Source organism: Lentzea terrae (assembly GCF_003265345.1).
Taxonomy (GTDB): domain Bacteria; phylum Actinomycetota; class Actinomycetes; order Mycobacteriales; family Pseudonocardiaceae; genus Lentzea; species Lentzea terrae.
The window spans coordinates 149,391-173,510 of the sequence record NZ_QFWW01000003.1 but is presented as its reverse complement, the minus strand read 5'-3'; the positions used below and the strand labels follow the sequence as shown (position 1 = coordinate 173,510).

The following is a 24,120-nucleotide window of genomic DNA, read 5'->3' as shown; positions in this document are numbered from 1 at the left end:
GACAAAAACGATATTAGCCGCGGTCGCCGTTGCCGTGCGTCGCGGTGATCCGACGACATGCCTCGACCAGCGGTTCCACTGCCTGCAGACCGGTCACGAGTGCCCGCGCTGCCATTTGCACAACGTACGCCTGAGCCGGGATGTTGAGCGCTTCCCATTCCGATGTCGGCAGTGCCACACCACCCGTTTCACGGTAGGTGTTCAGAAACCGCGCCCAAAGATCACCGGGAAGGATTCCCGCGGCGAACAAAGCCGCAGGTCGCGCCAGGTCCCAGACCGGATCGCCGACCCCCACGTCGTCCACGTCGATGAGCCGCCACGCACCCCGGTGCACCAGCTGCCCGAGATGCCAGTCGCCGTGGATGAGCGCCTTTGTCGACATGTCGAGCGGCGGCAAGACTTCGAACGCCCGCAACACCACGTCGGCATGCGGCAGCGTGGGCGGCAAGGCCTTGATGGCCCGCACGATCCGTTCCGGAGCGCCTGCCACCGGCCCCTGCGCGGGCAACGAGTGCAGCCGAGCCAGCAGCGCGGCGCTCTCCTCCCACGGCGCGGCGTCGGGATCCGCCTTGCTCACCGGCGTTCCGTACGGCCACACCGTCACGGGCCGGTCGTCGACGAACTGCAGCGGCTTGAGCGGCGGCAGCATCAGCTCGGGATGCGCGGCCGCGATCTCCAGTCGTTGTCGCAACGCTGCCACGTCGGTGTCCGCGGGGTGCGCCTTGGCCACCACGTCGCCAACGCGCACCACCACGACGTCACCGCGATCGCCGCCGAGCACTTCGGGATCGGCGGAGGAGCCGGTCAGCGAGGCCATCGCCGCGATCAGGTCGTCCACGGACACAGTCAACCAGCAGCGATCAGGCGGGCCGCAGTGAACCTGCGTAGCTGTAGAAGAAGCCGATCAGGTAGGTCGCGGCGTCTCCCGCGCTGTCGAACTCCGCTCGGAACCGCTTCTCCCCGTCCGCCGACCAGAAGACTTCGTACCGGTCGCCGGTGCGCTGCAGTGTGAGGCCGTCTGCCGCGACGCTGCCCACGGACCAGAACCTGGCGTCGACACCGAGGTGCGCGGCGATCTCGCGGATCGCGTTGGTGGCGTGCTCCAGCTCGGCCTCGATGCCGGGTTCCAGTTCCGGCGCGTCCGTCGCCACCGCCAGAGCACGGGCCCGCACGGGGTTGGGGAGGCTGTCCGGCAGCCGATGACCGCGGTCCCTGATGTGTCCCAGGAACGTCTGGTCCGGCGACACGTCGTGGTGTTCGAGGTAGTAGGCGACCGAACTGGACCAGACCCACCGACCGTCGGTGTGGTAGGCCATCGGCACCTTGGACGGGCGTTCCGGGTCGAGGAGGTCCGGTGCGGTCCCGCGGGAGGACAGCACCGCTGGGGCGGACTTCAGGTAGCTCAGGAGCGCGTCCTTCTCGCCGGGGCTGACGGGTGTGCGGAACAGCTTCGGATTGCCGTCGTCGTCCATGCCGTCGAACATCCGCACGAGCAGCGTTCCGGTGTTGCCCTGGGGAAACGGTGTGCCGCTCGGGTCGAAGACGGCGATGCGGGCGGCGATGGCGGCGAGCCAGTCCGGCGTGTGGTCCGGGGTGCGGGGGAAGTGCAGGAGCTCGTGCCGCACGCAGTAGGCGCCTGCGAACAGCCAGTCCTCGAAGTACGGTCGCCAAGCGGGCTCGGCCAGCGTGTCGAAGCTGAACCGGGGAGCCTCGCCTGCCTCGAGCGTCAGCTCTGCGGTGAACCACGTCCCGAACGGGTACTCGTAGCACTGCGCCCGCAGCCTGCGGAACAGCTGACCGACCTCGGCGGGCGGCAGCCAGTGGAGTTCGGCGCCGCTTTCCGCGGTGAGCGACGTCGTGAGTTCCTGCCAGTTCGCCGTGGCCTGGCACGTCACGGTGATCGAACGCCACTGCGCCGGCGCGTGCTCGGTCAGGCTCTCCTCGATCTGCTTCAGCAGCGCGGAGGTGCCGGACCCACGCGCGCGGCCGGATCCGAACATGGGGTAGCCCGGCGGAGCGAGCAGCGTGTCCGGGCAGGGCAGGTGGTCGATCCTGACCTGGCTGAGCCGGTCGAAGTACGTGAGCGGCTTGGTTTCCTGAGCGGCGGGCGCCTGGGAGAGGCGTCGCTCGTGGTTGTGCCAGCTGCGTTCCTTGCGCCAACGGGACACGGTCAGGTTCTGGCCGTTCGACCCGTGCACCTGGTAGGCGCGGTGGCCCGCGCGGGCCACCGGCGTCTGGGTGAACCACGACTCGACGAGCGACGACAACATCGCTTCGTGGTCGCCGAACCGCACGTGGTCCGCCTGCCGGTGAGCGACGCGGGTCGGTTCGGCGGCGAACTCCTGGTCGTTCCAGAAGACCGTGTCCTGCTCGGTGATCTCCGCGGGCAGCACGGCGTCGATTCCCGCGGCGTGCGGCTCGCTGTCGAAGAACACCGCCGCGGCCAGGTCCTGCTCGGCCACCGTGCCGATCGACGGCCGCGGCGCGGCGCCGAAGGTCGCGTACTGCTGCTGGCCGGCTCCGTCGATTCGGCGCACGGTTCCACCGAGGTTCATGTCCCTGGTGGCACCGAAGCACACGACGTCCCGCCGCGCGCCGTTCACCGCGAGGAACCAGCCGGAGCGTTCGAGCTCGGCCCGCACCGCTCGCAGTGAGGCGAACAGGTCGCCTGCGGAGGCCTCGGTTTCTCCCCACGGCCCGGCGACGGCCACTCGGGAAGCGCCTTCGGGGTTCGCGGTGTAGGTCAGCGTCACCGCGACCTCGTCACCGCCGCGGAACGCGACGACCTCGACGGCCTTGGGCTGGCGTTCAGACATCGGAGCCCTTCTCCCCATCCTTGGTGCCGAAGTAGTAGATCTCCCCGGTGGGGATCCACTTCTGCGCACCGGCATCCCACTTCACCTCTTTGGCGTGCGGGATGTGCTTCTTGTCGATGCCACCGAGGAACCCGATCTCGGCTTCCCAGTCGGCCTGCAGGGCCAGGGCGTGGTTGCCGTCCTCTCGCAGCGTGGCGAGCAGGTCGAGCCCGCCGGGCGCGTCGATCTTGTAGTTCCACCGGGATTCGCCGTGCTGTGGCGGGTCGTCGCCGTACTGCACTGCCTCGTAGTAGAACTCGTCGCGCGTCGCGGACACCACGCGTCCCTGGTTGTTCGCGATCTGGTCGTGAGTGTCGCCGCCCTGCTTGTCCGGACGCACGTCGAAGCCACCTGCCTCGTCGATCTCCGAGGGGTGCCTGCGGTCCATCCGGTGGAGCGGCTCCCCGTCGACCCGCCAGACCGCGTTGGAGCTGACGTCCTCGAAGTGCAGCTCAGCACCGGGCATGGCGGCCTGCGTGCCGAACGCGCGTGCGGCCGGGTCGTCGATGCCGCGGTGGTCGGTCGCGCCCTCGGCGATCGCCCCCGCACGCAGCTCGGCGCCGTGGTTGGCCCACTTGCTCTGGTCCTGCTGGAACTTCTGCTTCAGGCCGGCGAGGTCACCGAAATCCGGCTCGGCCTTCCGCGCCGGCAGCTCCGGTTCCGCGACTGCTTCCGGCTCGCCACCGACAGGATGACCGGTGTCGGCTGCGGTGTGATCGTCAGGAACTGTCTCGTGGGTGCTGTCGAGTGAGGTGTCGCGGATCGGATCGGAGTCCTGCGGCGCGGGTTCCCGGTGCGGCGTGACCTCGACGCCGTCGCTTCGGAACCACTGCACGTCCGTCCGCAGCTCGGCACGGACCGGCGCGGGGTGCACGGGCGCGGCTGATTGCTCCCACCTGCGTTCGGGAGCCTGCGCGGGCTCGTGCCGCATCGGCATCGGTGGCTGTTGCCGGCCCAGCGGCGGCTGCCACGGTGCCGGCCGGGGAGGCAACGGTGCGTTGCCCCGAGGCCCTTGAGGAGGTGCAGGAGGAGGCATCGGCGGACGCTGCGGTGGATTGCCCCACTGCCGCCGGGGTTGTGGAGCGTGCGTCGGCCGCTGAGGCGGCGGCATGGGAGGGCGTTGTCCTGCCCAACCGGGCGGTGGGGGCAACGGATGCGGAGGACGGGGGTTGCGCGGGGGAGCAACCTCGTGCCAGTTGCCGAAGCTGTCCCGGACGAACTGGCTCAGCGGCTCGCCGCGCCGCCACGCGCGAGGGCGGTTCTCGGGGGTGTTGTCGCCCCAGGTCGGGGTGGTGCCGGGCGGGGTGGCCCTGTCGTGTTTGGTGCTGGTGCCGTCGGGCTTGAAGGTGACCCAGTCGCCGTTCGGGGGCCAGCCGGGGGAGAAGTCGCCGCGCTGGGTGTCGAAGTGGGACGAGCTCGCGAAGACGTTGCCCATGTCGTCGACCCACGCGTCCTTGGTGGGTGAGACGACGTCGACGCCGAGCTCCTGGCTCAGCTGGGCGGCGAAACCGTCGGACTTCGTGCCGGTCTGGCAGGAGATCAGGCGGATGGGCTGCTTGCCGTCCCAGTCGCCGCTGCCGCGGATGATGTCGGCGAGGTCCTTGGGGGACAGGTTCGTGTTGCCGACGCGGACGTTGTCGGTAGAGCCGTGCAGGTCGACGGTGTAGCGGTGGGGGTCGGGGGCAACCGCGGCCGCGGAGTGCGGGTAGGCCTTGAAGTTGTTGTCGTGCAACGACAAGCCGGCCGGGGTGTGCTTGACGTCGTTCTGCAGATGCCTGAGGTTGTCGGGCAGCGGCACCGGGGCCCTGAGGCGCTTGCTCTCCTCCCACGGCGTGCGCGTGGGCCGCTCGTGCGGTGTGGCGGCGTCGGCGGGCGGACGTGGCGCGTTGGCGGCCGGTGTGTGTGGTCCGTTGGCAGGGTGTGGTGGCCCTGCGTGGTGCGGTGTTGCCAGATGTGGTGTTGCCAGATGTGGTGTTGCCGGGTGCGGTGGCGCGGCATGCGAGGGCGGGCCTGCCGGGTGCGGTGCGCGCTGAGGCGGCGGACCGGCGAGCGACTGATGCTGTGGCGACCGCTGCGGGAACGGACCCTGATGGTGGCGAGGAGGTTGGTGCGCCTGAGGACCCTGCGGCGGTGCTTGGTGCCGAGGGGGTGACGCCTGGTGTTGTGGAGCGGGCGCGTTGCCTTGTTGCGGCGGCACATGTGCCGGTGGCTGTTGCTGGGGTGGCGGGGTGTCAGCGGGCGTGCGGTTCGGTGGCGGCGCGAGCGGCGTACCGACCGCCGCCTGATGGACGCCGTCCGGGGACGTGGGCCGCTGCGGGGTGTTCGCCGGTGCCTGGTTCTGGCTCAGTGGTCCGGGGAGGCCGGAGCCGTTGTTCGCGGGACTCGGGCTTCCGGTCGTCGGCGACGAGTGCAGCGGAGCGGGTCCGCTGGCGAGGGGGCCGGCCGGCGTGTGGCCGGGACCCGTGGACGTAGGACTGCCTTGGATCGGGCCGCCGTGGGGTAGGCCGCCTGGGGTCGGGCTGCCTGGAGTCGGGCCGCCGTGGGGTAGGCCGGCGGGCATCGGGCTGCCTGGAGTCGGGCCGCCAGGCATCGGGCCGCCAGGAGTCGGACCGCCGGGCACCGGGCTGCCGGCCACCGGGCCGCCTGGGGTCGGGCCGCCGTGGGGTAGGCCGGCGGGCGTCGGGCCGCCTGGGGTCGGGCTGCCGGTCACCGGGCCGCCTGGGGTCGGGCCGCCTGGAGTCGGGCCCGCTGACGATGGAGTGCTGTGGGCGAGGCCGCCGGGTGCGTGGTTGCCAGGAGCCGGACCTCCCGCAGGCGAGCCTCCGGGAGTTGGTCCCGCTGGGGTGTGGCCACCGGGCGCGGAAGAAGTCGGCGCGGCGCCGGAAGCCGTGCCGAAGGGTGTCTGACCACCGTGAACGGGCGTACTGGCCGGCGCAGGACCGCTGTGGGCAGGGCCCGCGCTGCTCGGCGCCGGGGCGCTCGCGGCTGATGAGTGGCTGCTACCGGCGGGCGATGAGCCGCTCGGTGGCGGACCGCCTGCGCTGGGCGAGTGAGAACCACCGGAAGGCGCCGGGCCTGCTGTCGCGCTGCCCACCGGAGTGGGGCTGTTGCTCGGGGAGAAGCCGCTCGACGGCGCGCTCATCGGAGCCGCGGGCATCGAGCGTGGTGCGGCCGGTGCGCTTTGCGGTGCCGCTGCCGGGGCGGACTGAGCGGGTCCCTGCTGGAAGCCCTGCGGGGGTGGCGGAGCGGAGGAGGCAGGTGCGGTGTCGGGTGCGGCCGGCCGGTGCGCCGGTTGTTCGACGGGAGGAGCCGCGAACGACATGTTCATCGCGTCGGCGGCGCGGGGCGGTGGTGGGGCGTCCGAAGTGGACGAAGACGGCGAAGGTGTCGAAGGCGCCGACGTGGGAGCCGGAGGCGCGTCCATGCGGGGTGGGGCGTCTGGGCGGGACGTGGGCATGTCGCCTGCGGTGGGGACGTCGATGTCGGCGTTGAGGCCCTCGATGCCTGACTTCGCACCCGAGACCGTGCCGCTCACGGCACCCGAGGTGGCGCCGAACAACACGTCCTCGGCCTGGATGCCCTCCTCGCTCAGGGCACCTTCGGCCAAGGCCGTGCCGGCGCCGGTGATCGCTTCCTCGGCGGCGTTGCGGCCGATGGACTTGCCGAGCGAGTCGCCCAGGCCGTCGCCGAAAGCTTTGCCCATGCCGGCGCCGACGCCGGCGCCGACGATGCCGGAGATGAGGCCCGACTTGGCGGCGTCCAGGGTCAGCGACGTGTCGAGGGAGTCGCGGGTGCCCTTGGCCAGCTGGATGCCCTGGACGGCCAGGTCGGTGGCCACCGAGGTGGCGACCTCGATGCCGACCTGCATGGCCAGCTTGCCGATGAGGTTGCGGCCGACCTGCTGCATCAGCTGCTGGACGAGTTGGCGGAAGACGATCTGGACGCCGGCGCGTGTGGCCAGCTGGGCCGGGACGATGCCCGCGGTCGAGGCGCCGAAGGACGCCACCGCCGAAGCGATCATCACGGCGATCTGGATGGCCAGGATCACCAGGGCGATGATGATCGAGAGCTTGGCGTACTCGATCTGCATCGCGCAGTTGCGGCAGGCCGTCGCGAGCTTCTCGGAGACGTCCTTCATCTTGGGGAGGGTGGCTTCCTCGCCCTTGACGAACTTCTCCCAGTACTTCTTGAAGGCCTCCGCGGCCTCACCGTCCATGTGGGACGTTGCCTGCTTGACCGCGTCCTCTGCCTGGCGCATGGCCTCGTCGACGTCGGTCGCGGCCTGTTGCCAGACCTCGCCGAGTCGTTGCAGCGCCGTTTCGTCGCCTTCCGGCCAGCTGTCACCCACCACGATCGGGATGAGCCACTTGACCTCGGCGGGCATCTCGATGCCCATCGCAGCAATCCCCCCAGACTGCTAGCCGCTGATGCCGCGTGCGTTGAAAGCGTCCTGCTGCTCCATCAGGTTCGCGGACTCTTCCAGGTTCTTGCCGATGTCCTGCAACGTCTTCGCGACCTCGGCCATCACCTTGCGGACGCCGTCGGCCGCGGGTACGTAGTCGGTGCCGAACTTCTGGCCCGCCTCGTCGTTGCCCCAGCACTGGCCTTCCGCGTCCAGGCCACGTGCCAGAGCCGAAGCGCCGCCGGCCATGTCCTCACCGGTGCTGACCATCTTGGCCGCCGCCGAGCGCACGCCGGCCGCGTCCATCCAGGTGTGGCCACCGCTCACCACTTGTTGCCCCGCCCCATGATGGAGTCGCCGCCGAAGTCGTCGTCATCGTGCGCTGCCGAAGCGGCACGCTGAACGGGCCGGGCTTCCTTGCGCAGCACCGAGGAACCGAAGTCCTCATCGGACGGTGGCGGCGGTGGCGCGGGCTCGTCGCGCTGCTCGACCTTGAAGATGTCCTTCAACGACGGCGCTCCGGGGACGATGTCCGACAGGTCGACCATGCCCTCTTCCGACGTGAGCGGGGCCATCTGCGCGTTGACCTGTTCGCGCACGTTCAGCGCGGCCTTGCGGGCCACCTGAGTGATCGTCTGCGCCAGCTGTTCGGGTGTCACCCGTTCGAACGCCCGCGGACCCAGCTCCAGTTTGTCCAGCACGCCGGTCGAGTCCACGGTCACCACGACGTTGCCGTCCGGTGAGGACGCCACGCCGGACATCGCCGCGATCGCTGCCTGTGCGTCCCGCAACCCGTCCGTGCGTTGCTTGAGTTCACGCATCAGGTTGTCGAGAGTGCCGCGCAACTCTGCGTTACGGGCGGCTAGCTGATCGTCATCGAGCACTACGGCAACCTACCGAATCCGCACAGGGCCTGTTGGTGGAACGGTCGATCAAGGCTTCACCATGCAGACGGTCCTGGCGGGCTCGGAGAACGTGAGCGAGATCTCCGGGTTCTTGCACTTCGACGTGTCGGACACGTCCTTGATGTTGCTCTCGACCTTCCGCGCGCCCGGTTCCTTGCAGTCGCCGCGGACGAACACCGGTTGGCCGGTGTTCTTGAACTGCTTGGCCACGAAGCACGGCCCGACGTTCAAGCTCGGCAGGTAACAGGTCTTCTCGTCGCCCCTCGGCACCGCGGTGTAGTCACCGGGCGGGCAGGTCGACGCGATCGCCCCGACCTCGAACTCCCTGCCCGTCGACCGCGAGCTCCGCCCTGCGCTGGAGCAGCTGACCTCCTCGAACGTCAGGTCGGCCGCGCTGTGGTTCACCTGCTTCACGCACTCACCGACCTGAGGGTTCGGCGCGAGCCCGCGATAGCCGAAGTAGGCGATCGGTACGGCGAGCACGAGGCCGAAAACGGCAGCGATGACGATGTAATACCGCTTCTCGAAGTTGCGCTTCTGCGACAACTCGTCCCCCCAGGTAATCTTGAACAGGCGCGATATGTCTACTGCACGTGCGCGTGCAGCACCCCCGTTTTGACCCAGGTAGACGTGGGCGGGTATCTTTGCTACTCGTGCCCGACCCATGTCGGGCCGCTCCGCGTGCCCGTGAGGCAGCGGTGTCCTCCACTCGCAGTGGCAGTTGAACTGTTGCTTGCGGACCTTGGGAGCGGGCGACACGCCCGACCTCGGGTGCAGAGAGGGATCAAGAAACACGAGGGTGAACCGCAAGGGGAACCCGCCAAGACGGAAGAAGCAGCCGGCGAATGCCAACGATCCAGCAGCTGGTCCGCAAGGGCCGCCAGGACAAGGTGGCGAAGCAGAAGACGGCGGCCCTCAAGGGCTCGCCGCAGCGGCGCGGTGTGTGCACCCGCGTTTACACCACCACCCCCAAGAAGCCGAACTCCGCACTGCGCAAGGTCGCTCGCGTGAAGCTGACCAGCGGTATCGAGGTCACGGCGTACATCCCCGGTGAGGGCCACAACCTCCAGGAGCACTCGATGGTGCTCGTGCGTGGCGGTCGTGTGAAGGACCTGCCGGGTGTTCGTTACAAGATCATCCGTGGCTCTCTCGACACCCAGGGTGTGAAGAACCGCAAGCAGGCTCGCAGCCGCTACGGCGCGAAGAAGGAGAAGAGCTGATGCCCCGCAAGGGACCGGCCCCCAAGCGGCCGCTGATCTCCGACCCGGTCTACAGCTCGCCGCTCGTGACCCAGCTCATCAACAAGGTGCTGGTCGACGGCAAGCGTTCCGTGGCCGAGAAGATCGTCTACGAAGCGCTCGAAGGCGCTCGCGAGAAGACCGGCACCGACCCGGTCGTCACGCTGAAGCGCGCGCTCGACAACGTGAAGCCGGCTCTCGAGGTCAAGAGCCGCCGCGTCGGTGGCGCGACCTACCAGGTCCCGGTCGAGGTCAAGCCCGGCCGCTCCACCACGCTGGCGCTGCGTTGGCTGATCACCTTCTCGCGGCAGCGCCGTGAGAAGACCATGGTCGAGCGTCTGATGAACGAGCTGCTCGATGCGAGCAACGGTCTCGGTGCGAGCGTCAAGCGCCGTGAGGACACGCACAAGATGGCCGAGTCCAACAAGGCCTTCGCCCACTACCGCTGGTGATGTGACGCCCGGCTCCGCGAGGAGCCGGGCTCTCCCAGCCCTAGTGAGCTGACAAGCTCAAGACAGGGGAAAGACCCGTGGCACAGGACGTGCTCACTGATCTTGCCAAGGTCCGCAACATCGGGATCATGGCCCACATCGACGCGGGCAAGACCACGACGACTGAGCGGATCCTCTTCTACACGGGGATCAGCTACAAGATCGGCGAGGTGCACGACGGCGCTGCCGTGATGGACTGGATGGAGCAGGAGCAGGAGCGCGGCATCACGATCACGTCGGCCGCGACGACCTGCTTCTGGAAAGACCACCAGATCAACCTGATCGACACGCCTGGCCACGTCGACTTCACCGTCGAGGTCGAGCGCAACCTGCGCGTCCTCGACGGCGCCGTTGCCGTCTTCGACGGCAAGGAGGGCGTCGAGCCGCAGTCCGAGCAGGTCTGGCGGCAGGCGACCAAGTACGACGTCCCGCGCATCTGCTTCGTCAACAAGATGGACAAGCTCGGCGCGGACTTCTACTTCACCATCCGCACGATCTCCGAGCGTCTCGGCGCGAAGCCGCTGCCGATCCAGATCCCGATCGGTGCCGAGAGCGACTTCATCGGCGTCGTCGACCTGGTCGAGATGCGCGCTCTGACGTGGCGTGGCGAGGTCCAGAAGGGTGAGGACTACGCGATCGAGGAGATCCCCGCGGATCTCGTCGAGAAGGCCCAGGAGTTCCGCGAGGGACTGCTGGAGGCCGTCGCGGAGACCGACGACACCCTGATGGAGAAGTTCCTCGAGGAAGGCGACCTCACCGTCGCCGAGATCAAGGCGGGTCTCCGCAAGATCGTCGCCGAGGGCACGGCCTACCCGGTGCTGTGCGGTTCCGCGTTCAAGAACAAGGGCGTTCAGCCCATGCTCGACGCGGTGATCGACCTGCTGCCGTCGCCGCTGGACCTCCCGCCGGTCGAGGGCACGCTGCAGGACGGTGAGACGCCGGCGTTCCGCAAGGCCGCCAGCGACGAGCCGTTCTCCGCGCTCGCCTTCAAGATCGCCGTGCACCCGTTCTTCGGCAAGCTGACCTACATCCGGGTCTACTCGGGCAAGGTCGCTGCGGGCACCCAGGTCATCAACGCGACCAAGGACCGCAAGGAGCGCATCGGGAAGATCTTCCAGATGCACGCCAACAAGGAGAACCCGGTCACCGAGGCCATCGCCGGTCACATCTACGCCGTGATCGGTCTGAAGGACACGACGACCGGTGAGACTCTGGCCGACCCGCAGAACCCCATCGTCCTCGAGTCGATGACGTTCCCGGAGCCGGTCATCCAGGTCGCCATCGAGCCCAAGACGAAGGCCGACCAGGAGAAGCTGGGCACCGCGATCCAGAAGCTCGCCGAGGAGGACCCGACCTTCCGGGTCAACCTGGACGAGGAGACCGGCCAGACGATCATCGCCGGCATGGGCGAGCTCCACCTGGACATCCTGGTGGACCGCATGCGCCGCGAGTTCAAGGTCGAGGCCAACATCGGCAAGCCTCAGGTGGCGTACCGGGAGACCATCCGCAAGGCGGTGGAGAAGTACTCCTACACCCACAAGAAGCAGACCGGTGGTTCCGGCCAGTTCGCGAAGGTGCTCGTCACCGTCGAGCCGCTGCCGAAGACCGAGGACGGCGCTCTCTACGAGTTCGTCAACGCGGTCACCGGTGGTCGCATCCCGCGTGAGTACATCCCGTCGGTCGACGCGGGTGCACAGGACGCGATGCAGTACGGCGTGCTGGCGGGCTACCCGCTGGTCGGCGTGAAGGTGACGCTGCTCGACGGCGCCTACCACGAGGTCGACTCCTCGGAAATGGCGTTCAAGATCGCTGGTTCGATGGCCCTCAAGGAAGCCGCCCGTCAGGCGTCTCCCGCGATCCTCGAACCGATCATGGCCGTCGAGGTCACGACGCCCGAGGACTACATGGGTGAAGTGATCGGCGACCTGAACTCCCGCCGTGGCCAGATCCAGGCCATGGAGGAGCGCAGTGGTACCCGTGTCGTCAAGGCGCTGGTCCCGCTGTCGGAAATGTTCGGGTACGTGGGTGACCTGCGGTCCAAGACCCAGGGTCGTGCCAACTACTCGATGGTGTTCGACTCCTACGCAGAGGTTCCCGCGAACGTCTCGAAGGAGATCATCGCGAAGGCGACTGGGGAATAACCCCGCACCGGAGCACCGCAGTTCCACCGCGGGCTCTCCGGGGTTAAGTCCCTGGGGTCCGCACTATCCGACCCTGACGTGTAAGTCCGGCGGGCTGCCACATACATTGCCCGCCGGACCAGCAAAGAAGAAGTCCAGGAGGACAATCCAGTGGCGAAGGCGAAGTTCGAGCGGACGAAGCCGCACGTCAACATCGGCACCATCGGTCACATCGACCATGGCAAGACCACGCTGACCGCGGCGATCTCCAAGGTTCTGCACGACGCGTACCCCGATGTGAACGCTTCGTTCGCGTTCGACCAGATCGACAAGGCGCCGGAAGAGAAGCAGCGCGGTATCACGATCTCGATCGCTCACATCGAGTACCAGACCGAGAACCGTCACTACGCGCACGTTGACTGCCCCGGTCACGCCGACTACATCAAGAACATGATCACCGGTGCGGCGCAGATGGACGGCGCCATCCTGGTGGTCGCGGCGACCGACGGCCCGATGCCGCAGACGAAGGAGCACGTCCTCCTGGCCCGCCAGGTCGGCGTCCCCTACATCGTCGTCGCGCTCAACAAGGCCGACATGGTCGACGACGAGGAGATCCTGGAGCTCGTCGAGCTCGAGGTCCGCGAGCTGCTCTCCGAGTACGAGTTCCCGGGCGACGACCTGCCGGTCGTGCGCGTCTCGGCGCTGAAGGCGCTCGAGGGCGACGAGCAGTGGGGCAAGTCCGTTCTCGAGCTCATGGCCGCCGTTGACTCGGCGATCCCGGAGCCGGAGCGCGAGGTCGACAAGCCGTTCCTCATGCCCGTCGAGGACGTCTTCACGATCACCGGTCGCGGCACCGTGGTGACCGGTCGCATCGAGCGCGGCATCATCAACGTGAACTCCGAGATCGAGATCGTCGGTATCAAGGAGACGTCGAAGAAGACGACGGTCACCTCGATCGAGATGTTCAAGAAGTTCCTCGACGAGGGTCGCGCCGGTGACAACGCCGCGCTGCTGCTCCGCGGCATCAAGCGCGAGGAGGTGGAGCGCGGCATGGTCATCGTCAAGCCGGGCACCACGACCCCGCACACCGAGTTCGAGGCTCAGGTCTACATCCTGTCGAAGGACGAGGGTGGCCGCCACACGCCGTTCTTCAACAACTACCGTCCGCAGTTCTACTTCCGGACGACGGACGTGACCGGCGTTGTGACGCTGCCCGAGGGCACCGAGATGGTCATGCCGGGTGACAACACCTTCATGTCGGTCAAGCTGATCCAGCCGATCGCCATGGACGAGGGCCTCCGCTTCGCGATCCGCGAGGGTGGCCGCACCGTCGGCGCCGGCTCGGTCACCAAGATCGTCAAGTGACCCAGCTGTAGCCAGCAGTACGTCGCAAGGCCGGGCCAACGAGTCTGTTGGCCCGGCCTTCGTCATTGCAGGACCCCGATGTGTGCGTCAGCTCACGTCAAAACCGCGCAGGGTGAGCGCGGCAGATCCGTCGCGGAGATTCCGTTGCCGGACAAAGGAACCGCTGCGACCGTCGCTCCACACGCGACGGACAGGGCGGTTCATCGGCCAAGATCCGCACGTGATCTGCCTCCAACTCACCCACCCCGATTTGGAGTGCCTCACGACCGTGTGGCATCCTTTACGGGTTGCTCGACGAAGGCCGGGTCGCATCCGTGCGTGCCTGAGCCCTTCGACCGAGCGTCCGCGCCCTGTTAGTGAACGCCTCCTTGCGGAGATGGGCATCAGGGTGCATGGGCTGTGGTAGGCCCAATCCCACCGGGGAGACCTTGAGTGGGACCGGTATGCGCACCGGGCGCGACACGCCCGACCGCGTGGACCGGGCACCATGACACTTCAACAGGGGCGGAGCGCGCCAAGAGGCTGTAACAGGCCTCATCCGAGGCACCGCACCGCAGCGGTACGAGAAGCAGAGGAACGGCAAGCCATCATGGCGGGACAAAAGATCCGCATCCGGCTCAAGGCCTACGACCACGAAGCGATCGACGCGTCAGCGCGCAAGATCGTGGAGACCGTGACGCGCACCGGCGCTCGGGTCGTCGGGCCGGTGCCGCTGCCCACCGAGAAGAACGTGTACTGCGTCATCCGCTCGCCGCACAAGTACAAGGACTCGCGCGAGCACTTCGAGATGCGCACGCACAAGCGACTGATCGACATCCTCGACCCGACGCCGAAGACGGTGGACGCGCTCATGCGCATCGACCTGCCGGCCAGCGTCGACGTCAACATCCAGTAAGCGTTGGGCGCGGAGAGTAACGGACCAATGTCTGACAGGCAGATGAAGGGCATCCTGGGCACCAAGCTCGGCATGACTCAGGTCTTCGACGAGAACAACCGGGTTGTCCCGGTGACCGTCGTCAAGGCTGAGCCCAATGTCGTCACCCAGGTTCGCACCCAGGAGAAGGACGGCTACACGGCCGTCCAGCTGGCGGCCGGCGCGATTGACCCGCGCAAGGTCAACAAGCCCGTCGCGGGCCACTTCGCCAAGGCCGGGGTCACGCCCCGTCGCCACCTGGTGGAGCTGCGCACGACGGACGCCGGCGAGTACACGGTCGGCCAGGAGATCACCGCAGAGGTGTTCGAGGCCGGCGCTGTTGTCGACATCACCGGCACCAGCAAGGGCAAGGGCACCGCGGGTGTCATGAAGCGCCACAACTTCCGGGGCCTCGGCTCCAGCCACGGCACCCAGCGCAAGCACCGCTCGCCGGGTTCCATCGGTGGCTGCGCCACCCCGGGTCGCGTCTTCAAGGGTCTGCGCATGGCCGGCCGCATGGGCCACGTGCGCGTCACGACCCAGAACCTGAAGGTGCACAAGATCGACGCCGAGAACGGCCTGCTGCTCATCAAGGGCGCTGTTCCCGGCCCCAAGGGTGGTCTGGTGTTCGTCCGGACTGCCGCGAAGGGTGGTGCCTGATGTCGACGGTTGAGATCCGTACGCCGGACGGCAAGTCCGCCGGCACGGTCGAGCTCCCCTCGGCTGTTTTCGACGCGCAGGCGAACGTCGCGCTGCTGCACCAGGTCGTCGTGGCCCAGCAGGCCGCCGCGCGCCAGGGCACGCACTCGACGAAGACCCGCGGCGAGGTGTCCGGTGGTGGCAAGAAGCCGTACCGCCAGAAGGGCACCGGTCGCGCCCGCCAGGGTTCGACGCGTGCGCCGCAGTTCGCCGGCGGTGGCACGGTCCACGGCCCGCAGCCGCGTGACTACTCGCAGCGGACGCCCAAGAAGATGAAGGCCGCCGCTCTGCGTGGCGCCCTCTCCGACCGGGCCCGCGCCAACCAGGTGCACGTCGTGTCCGGCCTGGTGGACGGGGACACCCCGTCGACCAAGACCGCGCGCAAGGTCCTGGAGTCGGTCACCCAGGCTCGTCGCGTTCTCGTGGTGCTGAACCGCACCGACGAGGTCGCGTGGGTCAGCGTGCGCAACCTGCCGCACGTGCACGTGATCGCGCCCGACCAGCTCAACACCTACGACGTGCTCGTCAACGACGACGTGGTGTTCACCAAGGACTCGCTCGACGTGTTCCTCGCCAGCAAGGCCCAGCAGGGTTCTGGCTCGGCTGAGGGCGCGGCGGTCGTGGTGGACGAGGAGGCTTCCAAGTGATCCCCGACCACAGGGACATCTTGCTCGCGCCGGTGATCTCCGAGAAGTCCTACGGGCTTCTTGAGGAGAACAAGTACACCTTCTTGGTGGCGCCGGGTTCGAACAAGACCCAGATCAAGATCGCCGTGGAGAAGGTCTTCGGCGTGAAGGTCGTCAGCGTCAACACCATCAACCGGCAGGGCAAGCGCAAGCGCACCCGCACCGGGTTCGGCAAGCGCAAGGACACGAAGCGCGCGATCGTGACCCTGTCCTCGGACAGCAAGCCGATCGAGATCTTCGGCGGCCCTGCCGCCTGATGACGAGGACTGCGTAGAGATGGGCATTCGCAAGTACAAGCCGACGACTCCCGGTCGTCGCGGTGCGAGCGTCTCCGACTTCGCCGAGATCACTCGGTCGACGCCGGAGAAGTCGCTGATCCGCCCGCTGCACAAGCTGGGTGGCCGCAACGCGTCGGGCAAGATCACCACGCGGCACAAGGGGGGCGGTCACAAGCGGGCTTACCGCTTGATCGACTTCCGTCGCCACGACAAGGACGGCGTGCCGGCCAAGGTCGCTCACATCGAGTACGACCCCAACCGCACCGCGCGCATCGCGCTGCTGCACTACGCGGACGGCGAGAAGCGCTACATCATCGCCCCGGAGAAGCTCAAGCAGGGTGACACGGTTGAGAACGGCCCCAAGGCCGACATCAAGCCGGGTAACAACCTGCCGCTGCGCAACATCCCGGTCGGTTCGGTGATCCACGCGATCGAGCTCCGCCCCGGTGGCGGCGCGAAGATCGCTCGCTCCGCCGGTGCCTCGGTGCAGCTCGTGGCGAAGGACGGCCCGTACGCCCAGCTGCGGATGCCTTCGGGCGAGATCCGCAACGTGGACGTGCGCTGCCGCGCCACGCTCGGCGAGGTCGGCAACAAGGAGCACCAGAACATCAACTGGGGCAAGGCCGGCCGCATGCGGTGGAAGGGCAAGAAGCCCACCGTGCGTGGTGTCGCCATGAACCCCGTTGACCACCCGCACGGTGGTGGTGAGGGCAAGACCTCCGGTGGTCGCCACCCGGTCAACCCGGCTGGTAAGCCCGAGGGTCGTACTCGCCGCCGCAAGCCAAGCGACAAGCTCATCGTCCGGCGTCGTCGCACCGGTAAGAAGCGCTGAGCAGGGAGGGAGTGAAGGATGCCTCGCAGCCTTAAGAAGGGCCCCTTCGTGGACGACCACCTGCTCAAGAAGGTGGACGTTCTCAACGAGTCGGGCAAGAAGACCGTCATCAAGACGTGGTCCCGTCGGTCCACGATCATCCCGGACATGCTGGGTCACACCATCGCGGTGCACGACGGCCGCAAGCACGTCCCGGTGTTCGTGACCGAGGCCATGGTCGGGCACAAGCTGGGCGAGTTCGCCCCGACCCGCACCTTCAAGGGCCACATCAAGGACGACCGGAAGTCTCGTCGCCGCTAGGCGTCGAACTGAGAAGAGCAAGGGAAAAGCAGCGATGAACGCCCGTAAGGACGCTGAGGCGCCGGAGTTTCCGCGCGCCGTGGCTCGGGCTCGTTACGTTCGCGACACCCCCATGAAGGTGCGTCGCGTCATCGAGCTCATCAAGGGTCGTAACGCCAGCGAGGCCCTGGCCGTGCTCCAGTTCGCGCCCCAGGCCGCCTCTGAGCCGGTCGCGAAGGTGCTCGCCAGCGCTATGGCCAACGCCGAGAACAACCTGTCCCTGGACCCCGACACCCTCTGGGTTGCCGTGGCCTACGTGGACGAGGGTCCGACCCTCAAGCGTTTCCGCCCGCGTGCCCAGGGCCGCGCGTACCGGATCCGCAAGCGGACGTCGCACATCACCATCGAGGTGGAGTCGCGTCCGAAGAAGACCAGCGCGAAGGGAACCCGGTAGTGGGCCAGAAGATCAACCCGCACGGCTTCCGGCTGGGGATCACCACCGACTGGAAGTCCCGCTGGTACGCCGACAAGCAGTACGCCGAGTACGTGGCCGAGGATGTCAAGATCCGCCGGCTGCTCTCGCGCGGCATGGAGCGTGCCGGTATCTCCAAGGTGGAGATCGAGCGCACCCGTGACCGGGTTCGCGTCGACATCCACACCGCCCGGCCGGGCATCGTCATCGGCCGTCGCGGTGCCGAGGCGGACCGCATCCGCGGTGAGCTCGAGAAGCTCACCAAGAAGCAGGTCCAGCTGAACATCCTCGAGGTGAAGAGCCCCGAGTCGGACGCGCAGCTCGTGGCACAGGGTGTCGCCGAGCAGCTGTCCAACCGCGTTGCCTTCCGCCGCGCGATGCGCAAGGCCATTCAGTCGGCCATGCGTTCGCCGCAGGTCAAGGGCATCCGCGTGCAGTGCGGCGGTCGCCTGGGCGGCGCCGAGATGTCTCGCTCGGAGCACTACCGCGACGGCCGCGTGCCGCTGCACACGCTCCGCGCCAACATCGACTACGGCTTCTTCGAGGCCCGCACCACGTTCGGCCGTATCGGCGTGAAGGTGTGGATCTACAAGGGCGACATCGTCGGTGGCATCTCCGCCAAGCGCGCGCTCGACGCGGCTGCGCCTTCGCAGGCCGACCGCGCCCCGCGCCGCGACCGTGGCGAGCGTCCGAACCGGGCCCGTCGCTCCGGTGCCAGTGGCACCACCGCGACGAGCACCGAGGCCGGTCGTGCCGCAGCTGACGCCAACGCTGCGTCTGCTGAGGCCCCGGCCGCAGCAGAGAAGACGGAGAGCTGAGTCATGCTCATCCCGCGCAGGGTCAAGCACCGCAAGCAGCACCACCCCAAGCGGTCGGGTGCTGCCAAGGGCGGCACGAAGGTCACCTTCGGTGAGTACGGCATCCAGGCTCTGGAGCCGGCGTACGTCACCAACAGGCAGATCGAGTCCGCTCGTATCGCCATCACGCGCCACATCCGTCGTGGCGGCAAGGTCTGGATCAACATCTTCCCGGACCGTCCGCTGACGAAGAAGCCGGCCGAGACCCGCATGGGTTCCGGTAAGGGTTCGCCGGAGTGGTGGGTGGCCAACGTCAAGCCGGGTCGCGTCCTCTTCGAGATGGCCTTCCCGAACGAGCAGGTTGCTCGCGAGGCGCTCCGCCGCGCGATCCACAAGCTCCCGATGAAGTGCCGCATCGTTACGCGTGAGGGTGGTGAGTTCTGATGGCAGCGGGTACCACCGCTTCCGAGCTGCGTGAGCTCACCGAGGAAGAGCTCGTGCTGCGTCTGAAGGAGTCGAAGGAAGAGCTCTTCAACCTTCGCTTCCAGATGGCCACGGGCCAGCTCGACAACAACCGGCGGCTGCGCACGGTCCGGCACGACATTGCCCGGATCTACACCGTGATGCGGGAGCGGGAGCTCGGGCTCTCCGTTTCGCCGGATTCCACTGGTGAGGGTGCGGCATGACCGAAAGCAACGAAGTTCAGACCGAGAAGCGCAACGACCGCAAGGTCCGCGAGGGCCTCGTCGTGTCCGACAAGATGGACAAGACGATCGTGGTTGCGCTGGAAGACCGCAAGAAGCACCCGCGTTACTCCAAGGTCATGCGCTCCACCACCAAGGTGAAGGCGCACGACGAGGAGAACACCGCGGGCGTCGGCGACCGCGTCCTGCTCATGGAGACCCGGCCCCTGTCGGCGACCAAGCGCTGGCGGCTCGTCGAGGTCCTCGAGAAGGCCAAGTAATTCCTTTCTAGACAGACCGAGCCCGTCGGGTCGGAAATCCGGCGGGCCAGGAATGGTCAAGGAGCAGGTAAGTGATTCAGCAGGAGTCGCGGCTTCGTGTCGCCGACAACACTGGTGCGAAGGAGATCCTTTGCATCCGTGTTCTCGGTGGCTCCGGCCGCCGCTACGCGGGCATCGGCGACATCATCGTCGCGACCGTCAAGGACGCGATCCCCGGTGCCGGCGTGAAGAAGGGTGACGTCGTCAAGGCGGTCGTCGTCCGCACCGTCAAGGAGCGCCGTCGCGCGGATGGCTCGTACATCCGCTTCGACGAGAACGCCGCTGTGCTCATCAAGAACGACAACGAGCCGCGCGGCACCCGCATCTTCGGCCCGGTCGGCCGTGAGCTGCGCGACAAGAAGTTCATGAAGATCATCTCGCTGGCTCCGGAGGTGCTCTGACCATGAAGGTGAAGAAGGGCGACACGGTCGTCGTAATCGCCGGCAAGGACAAGGGCGCGAAGGGCAAGGTCATCCAGGCCTACCCGGAGACCGGCAAGGTCCTGGTCGAGGGCGTCAACCGGATCAAGAAGCACACCAAGATCACGCAGACCCAGCGGGGCGCGCAGTCTGGTGGCATCGTGACCCAGGAAGCCCCGATCAACGTCTCCAACGTGATGGTGGTCGACTCGGACGGCAAGCCGACCCGTGTTGGTTACCGGACGAACGACGAGGGCAAGCGGGTCCGCATTTCCCGTCGTAACGGGAAGGACATCTGATCATGACTACCGCAGAGAAGATCATCCCGCGGCTCAAGACGCGCTACCGCGACGAGGTGAAGGGCGAGCTGCAGAAGCAGTTCAACTTCGCCAACGTGATGCAGATCCCGGGCGTCGTGAAGGTCGTCGTCAACATGGGTGTCGGCGACGCCGCCCGTGACGGCAAGCTGATCGAGGGTGCCGTCAGGGACCTCTCGATCATCACCGGCCAGCGTCCCGAGGTTCGTCGGGCCCGCAAGTCCATCGCGCAGTTCAAGCTGCGCGAGGGCATGCCGATCGGCGCGCGCGTCACGCTGCGCGGCGACCGCATGTGGGAGTTCCTCGACCGTCTGCTGACGATCGCGCTGCCCCGTATCCGCGACTTCCGCGGCCTCTCGGGCAAGCAGTTCGACGGCAACGGCAACTACACGTTCGGTCTGAACGAGCAGTCGATGTTCCACGAGATCGACCCGGACGCTATCGACCGGCCTCGCGGCATGGACATCACCGTCGTCACCACCGCCACGAACGACGAGGAGGGCCGGGCGCTGCTGAAGCACCTGGGCTTCCCGTTCAAGGAGAACTGAGTCGATGGCCAAGAAGGCGTTGATCAACAAGGCCGCGAAGAAGCCGAAGTTCAAGGTCCGGGGTTACACCCGGTGCCAGCGTTGCGGCCGCCCCCACGCGGTGTTCCGCAAGTTCGGCCTCTGCCGGATCTGCCTGCGCGAGATGGCTCACCGCGGTGAGCTGCCTGGCGTGAGCAAGTCCAGCTGGTAATTCAAAGCTCCATTACTTCGCTGTAGGCCCGCACACGACCGTCCTGTCCCTCCTCCTCGGAGGAGGGCAGGTCTGGACCCTGAGCGGTGAACCGCAGCGAGAAAGGTTGACCAGGTCACCATGACGATGACCGATCCCATCGCAGACATGCTCACTCGTCTGCGGAACGCGAACTCGGCTTACCACGACAAGGTCGTGATGCCGCACTCGAAGCTGAAGGCCAACATCGCCGAGATCCTCAAGCGCGAGGGCTACATCGCCTCGTACCGCGACGAGGAGGGCGAGGTCGCGAAGAACCTCGTCGTCGAGCTGAAGTACGGCCCGAACCGTGAGCGCAGCATCGCGGGCCTCCGCCGCGTGTCGAAGCCCGGTCTGCGCGTGTACGCGAAGTCCACCGGCCTGCCCCGAGTTCTCGGCGGCCTCGGCGTGGCGATCATTTCGACCTCTGGCGGTCTCATGACCGACCGTCAGGCCAACAAGGCAGGCGTGGGCGGAGAAGTCCTCGCCTACGTTTGGTAAGGGGGAGTAGACATGTCGCGCATCGGAAAGCAGCCGATCATTGTCCCCTCCGGGGTCGACGTGAACATCGCCGGCCAGGACGTGAGCATCAAGGGCCCGAAGGGCACCCTGACGCTGACGATCGCTGAGCCGATCAGCCTGGAGAAGGCTGAGGACGGCACTCTCGAGGTCAAGCGCCCGAACGACGAGCGCCGCAACCGCGCGCTCCACGGCCTGTCGCGCACGCTCGTGCACAACATGGTTGTCGGTGTGACCCAGGGTTACGAAAAGAAGATGGAAATCCACGGCGTCGGTTACCGCGTCGCGCTCAAGGGCTCTGAGCTCGAGTTCGCGCTCGGTTACTCCCACCCCGTCAAGGTCGAGGCCCCCGCGGGCATCACCTTCGCGGTGGAGACCCCGACCCGCTTCTCCGTCTCGGGTATCGACAAGCAGCTGGTCGGTGAGGTTGCCGCCAACATCCGCAAGCTGCGCAAGCCCGACCCGTACAAGGGCAAGGGCGTCCGCTACTCGGGCGAGAAGATCCGTCGCAAGGTCGGAAAGACGGGTAAGTGACATGAGCGAGTCGACTGTTACGAAGCGCAAGCCGGTGGGCAAGGACATCTCCACCAGGCGTCGTGTTGCCAAGGCCCGTCGCCACTTCCGCCTCCGCAAGAAGGTCAGCGGCACCGCCGAGCGTCCGCGCCTGGTCGTGCACCGGTCGTCGAAGCACATCACCGTGCAGATCATCGACGACCTGAAGGGCCACACGGTCGCGTCCGCTTCCTCGATGGAGGCCGACGTCCGTGCGCTGGAAGGCGACAAGAAGGCCCGCGCGGCCAAGGTCGGTCAGCTGGCCGCGGCCCGTGCCAAGGACGCCGGCATCACGGCGGTCGTGTTCGACCGCGGTGGCAACGCGTACCACGGCCGGATCGCCGCACTGGCGGATGCCGCTCGCGAGGCGGGGCTGGAGTTCTGACAATGAAGATCACTGGAATTGAGAGGGACGCCTGATGCCAGGACGTACGCGTCGCGAAGGCGGCGGGGGCGAGCGCGGAGAGCGCCGCGACCGTCGTGACGGCGGCCGCGGCGGCGCGGCCCAGGAGAAGACCCCCCACCTCGAGCGCGTGGTTGCGATCAACCGCGTCTCCAAGGTGGTCAAGGGTGGTCGTCGCTTCAGCTTCACCGCGCTCGTCGTGGTGGGTGACGGCGACGGCATGGTCGGCGTCGGCTACGGCAAGGCCAAGGAAGTTCCCGCGGCCATCGCCAAGGGTGTCGAGGAGGCGAAGAAGAACTTCTTCCGCGTGCCTCGCATCGCCGGCACCATCCCCCACCCGGTGCAGGGTGAGAAGGCCGCTGGTGTGGTTCTGCTGCGTCCGGCCTCGGCCGGTACCGGTGTCATCGCGGGTGGCGCTGTTCGCGCCGTCCTCGAGTGCGCCGGCGTGCACGACGTGCTGTCGAAGTCGCTCGGCTCCGACAACGCGATCAACATCGTGCACGCGACCGTGGCGGCCCTCAAGGGCCTGCAGCGTCCGGAAGAGGTCGCGGCCCGTCGTGGCCTGCCCCTCGAGGACGTCGCTCCCGCCGGCATGATCCGCGCCCGCGCGGGCCAGGGGGTCTGATCATGGCTCTCAAGATCACCCAGGTGAAGAGCACCATCGGCACGAAGCACAACCACCGCGAGTCGATGCGCACCCTCGGGCTGCGCAAGATCCGTCAGTCGGTCGTGCGTGAGGACACCCCCCAGGTCCGCGGCTTGATCCACGCCGTGCGCCACCTGGTGGTTGTTGAGGAGGTCCAGTCGTGACCATCAAGATTCACGACCTGCGTCCGGCCCCCGGCGCCAAGACCGCCAAGACCCGCGTTGGTCGTGGTGAAGGCTCCAAGGGCAAGACCGCCGGCCGCGGTACGAAGGGCACGGGCGCTCGCAAGAACGTCTCGCCGCGCTTCGAAGGTGGCCAGATGCCGCTGCACATGCGGCTGCCGAAGCTCAAGGGCTTCCGCAACCCGTTCCGCACCGAGTACCAGGTCGTCAACGTCGGCGACATCGCTGCCTCCTTCCCCGAGGGCGGGTCTGTCGATGTTGCTGCGCTGATCCTGGCCGGACTGGTCCGCAAGGGGCAGCTGGTCAAGGTCCTGGGCGACGGTGAGGTTTCGGTCAAGCTGGACGTCGTGGCCAACAAGTTCTCGAAGTCCGCCGTGGACAAGCTGGCTGCTGCTGGTGGGACTTCCACTGTGCTGTAGTTGGTATTGCGTCTGAAGGGCCCTGAGGCTTTGCCTCGGGGCCCTTTGGCGTTTCTCCGGGGGTGTCAGACCCTCTGAGTACGTTGAGATGTAGGGGTTCCCGGTTCGGGGGGACGCCTGCGTTAGCGAGCCGGTTGGGGTCCGTTGGTGGGGCGCGCCGGTTGCGTAGGTCGTCGCCCTGTTTCGTCGGCGGGCGTCGGTTTGTTGTCCGTGCGGGGTGGCCTTGCGTGCGTGGGGTTCCGGTTTCGTAGCGTTCCCCTGTTGCGTGCTCCCGTTCACCGTGCGTGCTTCCCCTTTGGGAGGCGCCGCCCCCAAACCCCCGCCAATCTGATCTGGGGGTACCACGCCGCTCTCGGGTTGATGGGCACGCCTGTTGCTTTGGGCGGCTGCGCGCTGCGCAGGTGGTGCGTTCGGGGACCCGCCCGCACCGCGTTTCAAGCTTTCAAGCGCCTCGGCTGCGCCATCGGGTCGGCTCGCCTTCGGCATCGCGCTTGAGGGGCCTCGCCTTCGGCTCGGCTTTCACCGCCGGCTTGGTGTTTGGTGGCGTTCAAGTGGGGTTCTGCCGGCGGCTG

General features: G+C 67.5%; 31 protein-coding genes. 25 read left to right on the top strand and 6 right to left on the bottom strand.

From position 1 onward, the window contains the following. Positions 1 to 13: 13 nt before the first annotated feature. From DI276_RS06505 to DI276_RS06475, 6 genes are all read right to left on the bottom strand, one after another. A complete protein-coding gene (locus DI276_RS06505) occupies positions 14 to 838 on the bottom strand; it encodes a phosphotransferase family protein (protein WP_232836491.1) in 825 nt (274 codons plus the stop codon). A gap of 22 nt (positions 839 to 860) precedes the next feature. Continuing rightward, a complete protein-coding gene (locus DI276_RS06500) occupies positions 861 to 2,816 on the bottom strand; it encodes a hypothetical protein (protein ID WP_112262356.1) in 1,956 nt (651 codons plus the stop codon). Next, positions 2,809 to 7,251, bottom strand: a complete 4,443-nt coding sequence (locus tag DI276_RS49755) for a WXG100-like domain-containing protein (RefSeq protein ID WP_157984551.1) — start codon at positions 7,249 to 7,251, stop codon at positions 2,809 to 2,811. Before DI276_RS49755 ends, DI276_RS06500 begins: the two co-directional genes overlap by 8 nt. A gap of 21 nt (positions 7,252 to 7,272) precedes the next feature. Next, on the bottom strand, positions 7,273 to 7,584 hold the full coding sequence (locus DI276_RS06485) for a WXG100 family type VII secretion target (RefSeq protein WP_157984550.1): 312 nt from the start codon (positions 7,582 to 7,584) through the stop codon (positions 7,273 to 7,275). Beyond that, on the bottom strand, positions 7,581 to 8,078 hold the full coding sequence (locus DI276_RS06480; protein WP_157984549.1) for a YbaB/EbfC family nucleoid-associated protein: 498 nt from the start codon (positions 8,076 to 8,078) through the stop codon (positions 7,581 to 7,583). Before DI276_RS06480 ends, DI276_RS06485 begins: the two co-directional genes overlap by 4 nt. Positions 8,079 to 8,189: 111 nt before the next feature. Then, positions 8,190 to 8,708, bottom strand: a complete 519-nt coding sequence (locus tag DI276_RS06475; protein WP_112262351.1) for a hypothetical protein — start codon at positions 8,706 to 8,708, stop codon at positions 8,190 to 8,192. A 299-nt stretch (positions 8,709 to 9,007) separates the two neighbouring features. Between DI276_RS06475 and rpsL the strand changes: the two genes are divergently transcribed. From rpsL to rplO, 25 genes are all read left to right on the top strand, one after another. Further along, positions 9,008 to 9,382 carry a 30S ribosomal protein S12 gene (gene rpsL / locus DI276_RS06470; RefSeq protein ID WP_030473471.1) on the top strand — a complete coding sequence of 125 codons (375 nt, stop codon included), beginning with the start codon at positions 9,008 to 9,010 and terminating at the stop codon, positions 9,380 to 9,382. Then, on the top strand, positions 9,382 to 9,852 hold the full coding sequence (gene rpsG, locus DI276_RS06465; protein WP_065915967.1) for a 30S ribosomal protein S7: 471 nt from the start codon (positions 9,382 to 9,384) through the stop codon (positions 9,850 to 9,852). Before rpsL ends, rpsG begins: the two co-directional genes overlap by 1 nt. A gap of 77 nt (positions 9,853 to 9,929) precedes the next feature. Next, a complete protein-coding gene (gene fusA / locus DI276_RS06460) occupies positions 9,930 to 12,032 on the top strand; it encodes an elongation factor G (RefSeq protein WP_112262350.1) in 2,103 nt (700 codons plus the stop codon). A 150-nt stretch (positions 12,033 to 12,182) separates the two neighbouring features. After that, positions 12,183 to 13,376 (top strand): elongation factor Tu, encoded by a 1,194-nt coding sequence (tuf, locus tag DI276_RS06455; protein WP_112262349.1) that lies wholly within the window; start codon positions 12,183 to 12,185, stop codon positions 13,374 to 13,376. Positions 13,377 to 13,965: 589 nt separating this feature from the next. Further along, complete coding sequence (gene rpsJ / locus DI276_RS06450) at positions 13,966 to 14,271, top strand: 30S ribosomal protein S10 (protein WP_003938093.1); 306 nt, start codon at positions 13,966 to 13,968, stop codon at positions 14,269 to 14,271. A 27-nt stretch (positions 14,272 to 14,298) separates the two neighbouring features. Further along, entirely contained in the window at positions 14,299 to 14,949 is a 651-nt protein-coding gene (gene rplC / locus DI276_RS06445) for a 50S ribosomal protein L3 (protein WP_112262348.1), read from the top strand. Beyond that, on the top strand, positions 14,949 to 15,635 hold the full coding sequence (rplD, locus tag DI276_RS06440; protein ID WP_112262347.1) for a 50S ribosomal protein L4: 687 nt from the start codon (positions 14,949 to 14,951) through the stop codon (positions 15,633 to 15,635). The genes rplC and rplD overlap by 1 nt, the downstream gene beginning before the upstream one ends. After that, positions 15,632 to 15,931, top strand: coding sequence for a 50S ribosomal protein L23 (gene rplW / locus DI276_RS06435; protein WP_030473465.1), 300 nt, complete (start codon positions 15,632 to 15,634; stop codon positions 15,929 to 15,931). The genes rplD and rplW overlap by 4 nt, the downstream gene beginning before the upstream one ends. A gap of 19 nt (positions 15,932 to 15,950) precedes the next feature. Beyond that, the gene (gene rplB, locus DI276_RS06430) at positions 15,951 to 16,784 is read left to right on the top strand and encodes a 50S ribosomal protein L2 (RefSeq protein WP_030473464.1); all 834 of its coding nucleotides are present in this window, start codon (positions 15,951 to 15,953) and stop codon (positions 16,782 to 16,784) included. Between the two features lie 18 nt (positions 16,785 to 16,802). Next, the gene (gene rpsS / locus DI276_RS06425; RefSeq protein ID WP_015105260.1) at positions 16,803 to 17,084 is read left to right on the top strand and encodes a 30S ribosomal protein S19; all 282 of its coding nucleotides are present in this window, start codon (positions 16,803 to 16,805) and stop codon (positions 17,082 to 17,084) included. Between the two features lie 34 nt (positions 17,085 to 17,118). Continuing rightward, entirely contained in the window at positions 17,119 to 17,517 is a 399-nt protein-coding gene (rplV, locus tag DI276_RS06420) for a 50S ribosomal protein L22 (RefSeq protein WP_112262346.1), read from the top strand. Continuing rightward, on the top strand, positions 17,517 to 18,353 hold the full coding sequence (gene rpsC / locus DI276_RS06415) for a 30S ribosomal protein S3 (protein ID WP_112262345.1): 837 nt from the start codon (positions 17,517 to 17,519) through the stop codon (positions 18,351 to 18,353). Before rplV ends, rpsC begins: the two co-directional genes overlap by 1 nt. A 3-nt stretch (positions 18,354 to 18,356) precedes the next feature. Next, entirely contained in the window at positions 18,357 to 18,776 is a 420-nt protein-coding gene (gene rplP / locus DI276_RS06410; RefSeq protein ID WP_030473461.1) for a 50S ribosomal protein L16, read from the top strand. Further along, entirely contained in the window at positions 18,776 to 19,018 is a 243-nt protein-coding gene (rpmC, locus tag DI276_RS06405) for a 50S ribosomal protein L29 (RefSeq protein ID WP_089915286.1), read from the top strand. The genes rplP and rpmC overlap by 1 nt, the downstream gene beginning before the upstream one ends. Then, positions 19,015 to 19,296: a 30S ribosomal protein S17 gene (gene rpsQ / locus DI276_RS06400; RefSeq protein WP_109628768.1), complete on the top strand. Its 282-nt coding sequence runs from the start codon at positions 19,015 to 19,017 to the stop codon at positions 19,294 to 19,296. The genes rpmC and rpsQ overlap by 4 nt, the downstream gene beginning before the upstream one ends. Positions 19,297 to 19,367: 71 nt before the next feature. Then, positions 19,368 to 19,736 carry a 50S ribosomal protein L14 gene (rplN, locus tag DI276_RS06395; RefSeq protein ID WP_112262344.1) on the top strand — a complete coding sequence of 123 codons (369 nt, stop codon included), beginning with the start codon at positions 19,368 to 19,370 and terminating at the stop codon, positions 19,734 to 19,736. A gap of 2 nt (positions 19,737 to 19,738) precedes the next feature. Further along, the gene (gene rplX / locus DI276_RS06390; RefSeq protein WP_045309812.1) at positions 19,739 to 20,053 is read left to right on the top strand and encodes a 50S ribosomal protein L24; all 315 of its coding nucleotides are present in this window, start codon (positions 19,739 to 19,741) and stop codon (positions 20,051 to 20,053) included. A gap of 2 nt (positions 20,054 to 20,055) precedes the next feature. Further along, positions 20,056 to 20,619 carry a 50S ribosomal protein L5 gene (gene rplE / locus DI276_RS06385; protein WP_112262343.1) on the top strand — a complete coding sequence of 188 codons (564 nt, stop codon included), beginning with the start codon at positions 20,056 to 20,058 and terminating at the stop codon, positions 20,617 to 20,619. A gap of 4 nt (positions 20,620 to 20,623) precedes the next feature. After that, positions 20,624 to 20,809: a type Z 30S ribosomal protein S14 gene (locus DI276_RS06380; protein ID WP_030473455.1), complete on the top strand. Its 186-nt coding sequence runs from the start codon at positions 20,624 to 20,626 to the stop codon at positions 20,807 to 20,809. 120 nt (positions 20,810 to 20,929) lie between these two features. Beyond that, complete coding sequence (gene rpsH, locus DI276_RS06375; protein WP_030473454.1) at positions 20,930 to 21,328, top strand: 30S ribosomal protein S8; 399 nt, start codon at positions 20,930 to 20,932, stop codon at positions 21,326 to 21,328. Between the two features lie 12 nt (positions 21,329 to 21,340). Next, entirely contained in the window at positions 21,341 to 21,880 is a 540-nt protein-coding gene (gene rplF / locus DI276_RS06370) for a 50S ribosomal protein L6 (protein WP_090094708.1), read from the top strand. A gap of 1 nt (position 21,881) precedes the next feature. After that, entirely contained in the window at positions 21,882 to 22,283 is a 402-nt protein-coding gene (gene rplR / locus DI276_RS06365; RefSeq protein WP_030473452.1) for a 50S ribosomal protein L18, read from the top strand. A 34-nt stretch (positions 22,284 to 22,317) separates the two neighbouring features. Next, positions 22,318 to 22,926: a 30S ribosomal protein S5 gene (gene rpsE, locus DI276_RS06360; protein WP_030473451.1), complete on the top strand. Its 609-nt coding sequence runs from the start codon at positions 22,318 to 22,320 to the stop codon at positions 22,924 to 22,926. Continuing rightward, positions 22,926 to 23,111 (top strand): 50S ribosomal protein L30, encoded by a 186-nt coding sequence (gene rpmD / locus DI276_RS06355; RefSeq protein WP_112262417.1) that lies wholly within the window; start codon positions 22,926 to 22,928, stop codon positions 23,109 to 23,111. Before rpsE ends, rpmD begins: the two co-directional genes overlap by 1 nt. Then, positions 23,108 to 23,548, top strand: a complete 441-nt coding sequence (rplO, locus tag DI276_RS06350) for a 50S ribosomal protein L15 (RefSeq protein WP_112262342.1) — start codon at positions 23,108 to 23,110, stop codon at positions 23,546 to 23,548. Before rpmD ends, rplO begins: the two co-directional genes overlap by 4 nt. Positions 23,549 to 24,120: the final 572 nt, after the last annotated feature.

Coding starts and splice junctions, on each gene's coding strand:
- DI276_RS06500 (WP_112262356.1), bottom strand. CDS start 2,816: ATGTCTGAACGCCAGCCCAAGGCCGTCGAGGTCGTCGCGTTCCGCGGC.
- DI276_RS49755 (WP_157984551.1), bottom strand. CDS start 7,251: ATGGGCATCGAGATGCCCGCCGAGGTCAAGTGGCTCATCCCGATCGTG.
- DI276_RS06480 (WP_157984549.1), bottom strand. CDS start 8,078: ATGCGTGAACTCAAGCAACGCACGGACGGGTTGCGGGACGCACAGGCA.
- rpsL (WP_030473471.1), top strand. CDS start 9,008: ATGCCAACGATCCAGCAGCTGGTCCGCAAGGGCCGCCAGGACAAGGTG.
- rpsG (WP_065915967.1), top strand. CDS start 9,382: ATGCCCCGCAAGGGACCGGCCCCCAAGCGGCCGCTGATCTCCGACCCG.
- rpsJ (WP_003938093.1), top strand. CDS start 13,966: ATGGCGGGACAAAAGATCCGCATCCGGCTCAAGGCCTACGACCACGAA.
- rplC (WP_112262348.1), top strand. CDS start 14,299: ATGTCTGACAGGCAGATGAAGGGCATCCTGGGCACCAAGCTCGGCATG.
- rplD (WP_112262347.1), top strand. CDS start 14,949: ATGTCGACGGTTGAGATCCGTACGCCGGACGGCAAGTCCGCCGGCACG.
- rplB (WP_030473464.1), top strand. CDS start 15,951: ATGGGCATTCGCAAGTACAAGCCGACGACTCCCGGTCGTCGCGGTGCG.
- rpsS (WP_015105260.1), top strand. CDS start 16,803: ATGCCTCGCAGCCTTAAGAAGGGCCCCTTCGTGGACGACCACCTGCTC.
- rplV (WP_112262346.1), top strand. CDS start 17,119: ATGAACGCCCGTAAGGACGCTGAGGCGCCGGAGTTTCCGCGCGCCGTG.
- rplP (WP_030473461.1), top strand. CDS start 18,357: ATGCTCATCCCGCGCAGGGTCAAGCACCGCAAGCAGCACCACCCCAAG.
- rpmC (WP_089915286.1), top strand. CDS start 18,776: ATGGCAGCGGGTACCACCGCTTCCGAGCTGCGTGAGCTCACCGAGGAA.
- rpsQ (WP_109628768.1), top strand. CDS start 19,015: ATGACCGAAAGCAACGAAGTTCAGACCGAGAAGCGCAACGACCGCAAG.
- rplX (WP_045309812.1), top strand. CDS start 19,739: ATGAAGGTGAAGAAGGGCGACACGGTCGTCGTAATCGCCGGCAAGGAC.
- rplE (WP_112262343.1), top strand. CDS start 20,056: ATGACTACCGCAGAGAAGATCATCCCGCGGCTCAAGACGCGCTACCGC.
- DI276_RS06380 (WP_030473455.1), top strand. CDS start 20,624: ATGGCCAAGAAGGCGTTGATCAACAAGGCCGCGAAGAAGCCGAAGTTC.
- rpsH (WP_030473454.1), top strand. CDS start 20,930: ATGACGATGACCGATCCCATCGCAGACATGCTCACTCGTCTGCGGAAC.
- rplF (WP_090094708.1), top strand. CDS start 21,341: ATGTCGCGCATCGGAAAGCAGCCGATCATTGTCCCCTCCGGGGTCGAC.
- rplR (WP_030473452.1), top strand. CDS start 21,882: ATGAGCGAGTCGACTGTTACGAAGCGCAAGCCGGTGGGCAAGGACATC.
- rpsE (WP_030473451.1), top strand. CDS start 22,318: ATGCCAGGACGTACGCGTCGCGAAGGCGGCGGGGGCGAGCGCGGAGAG.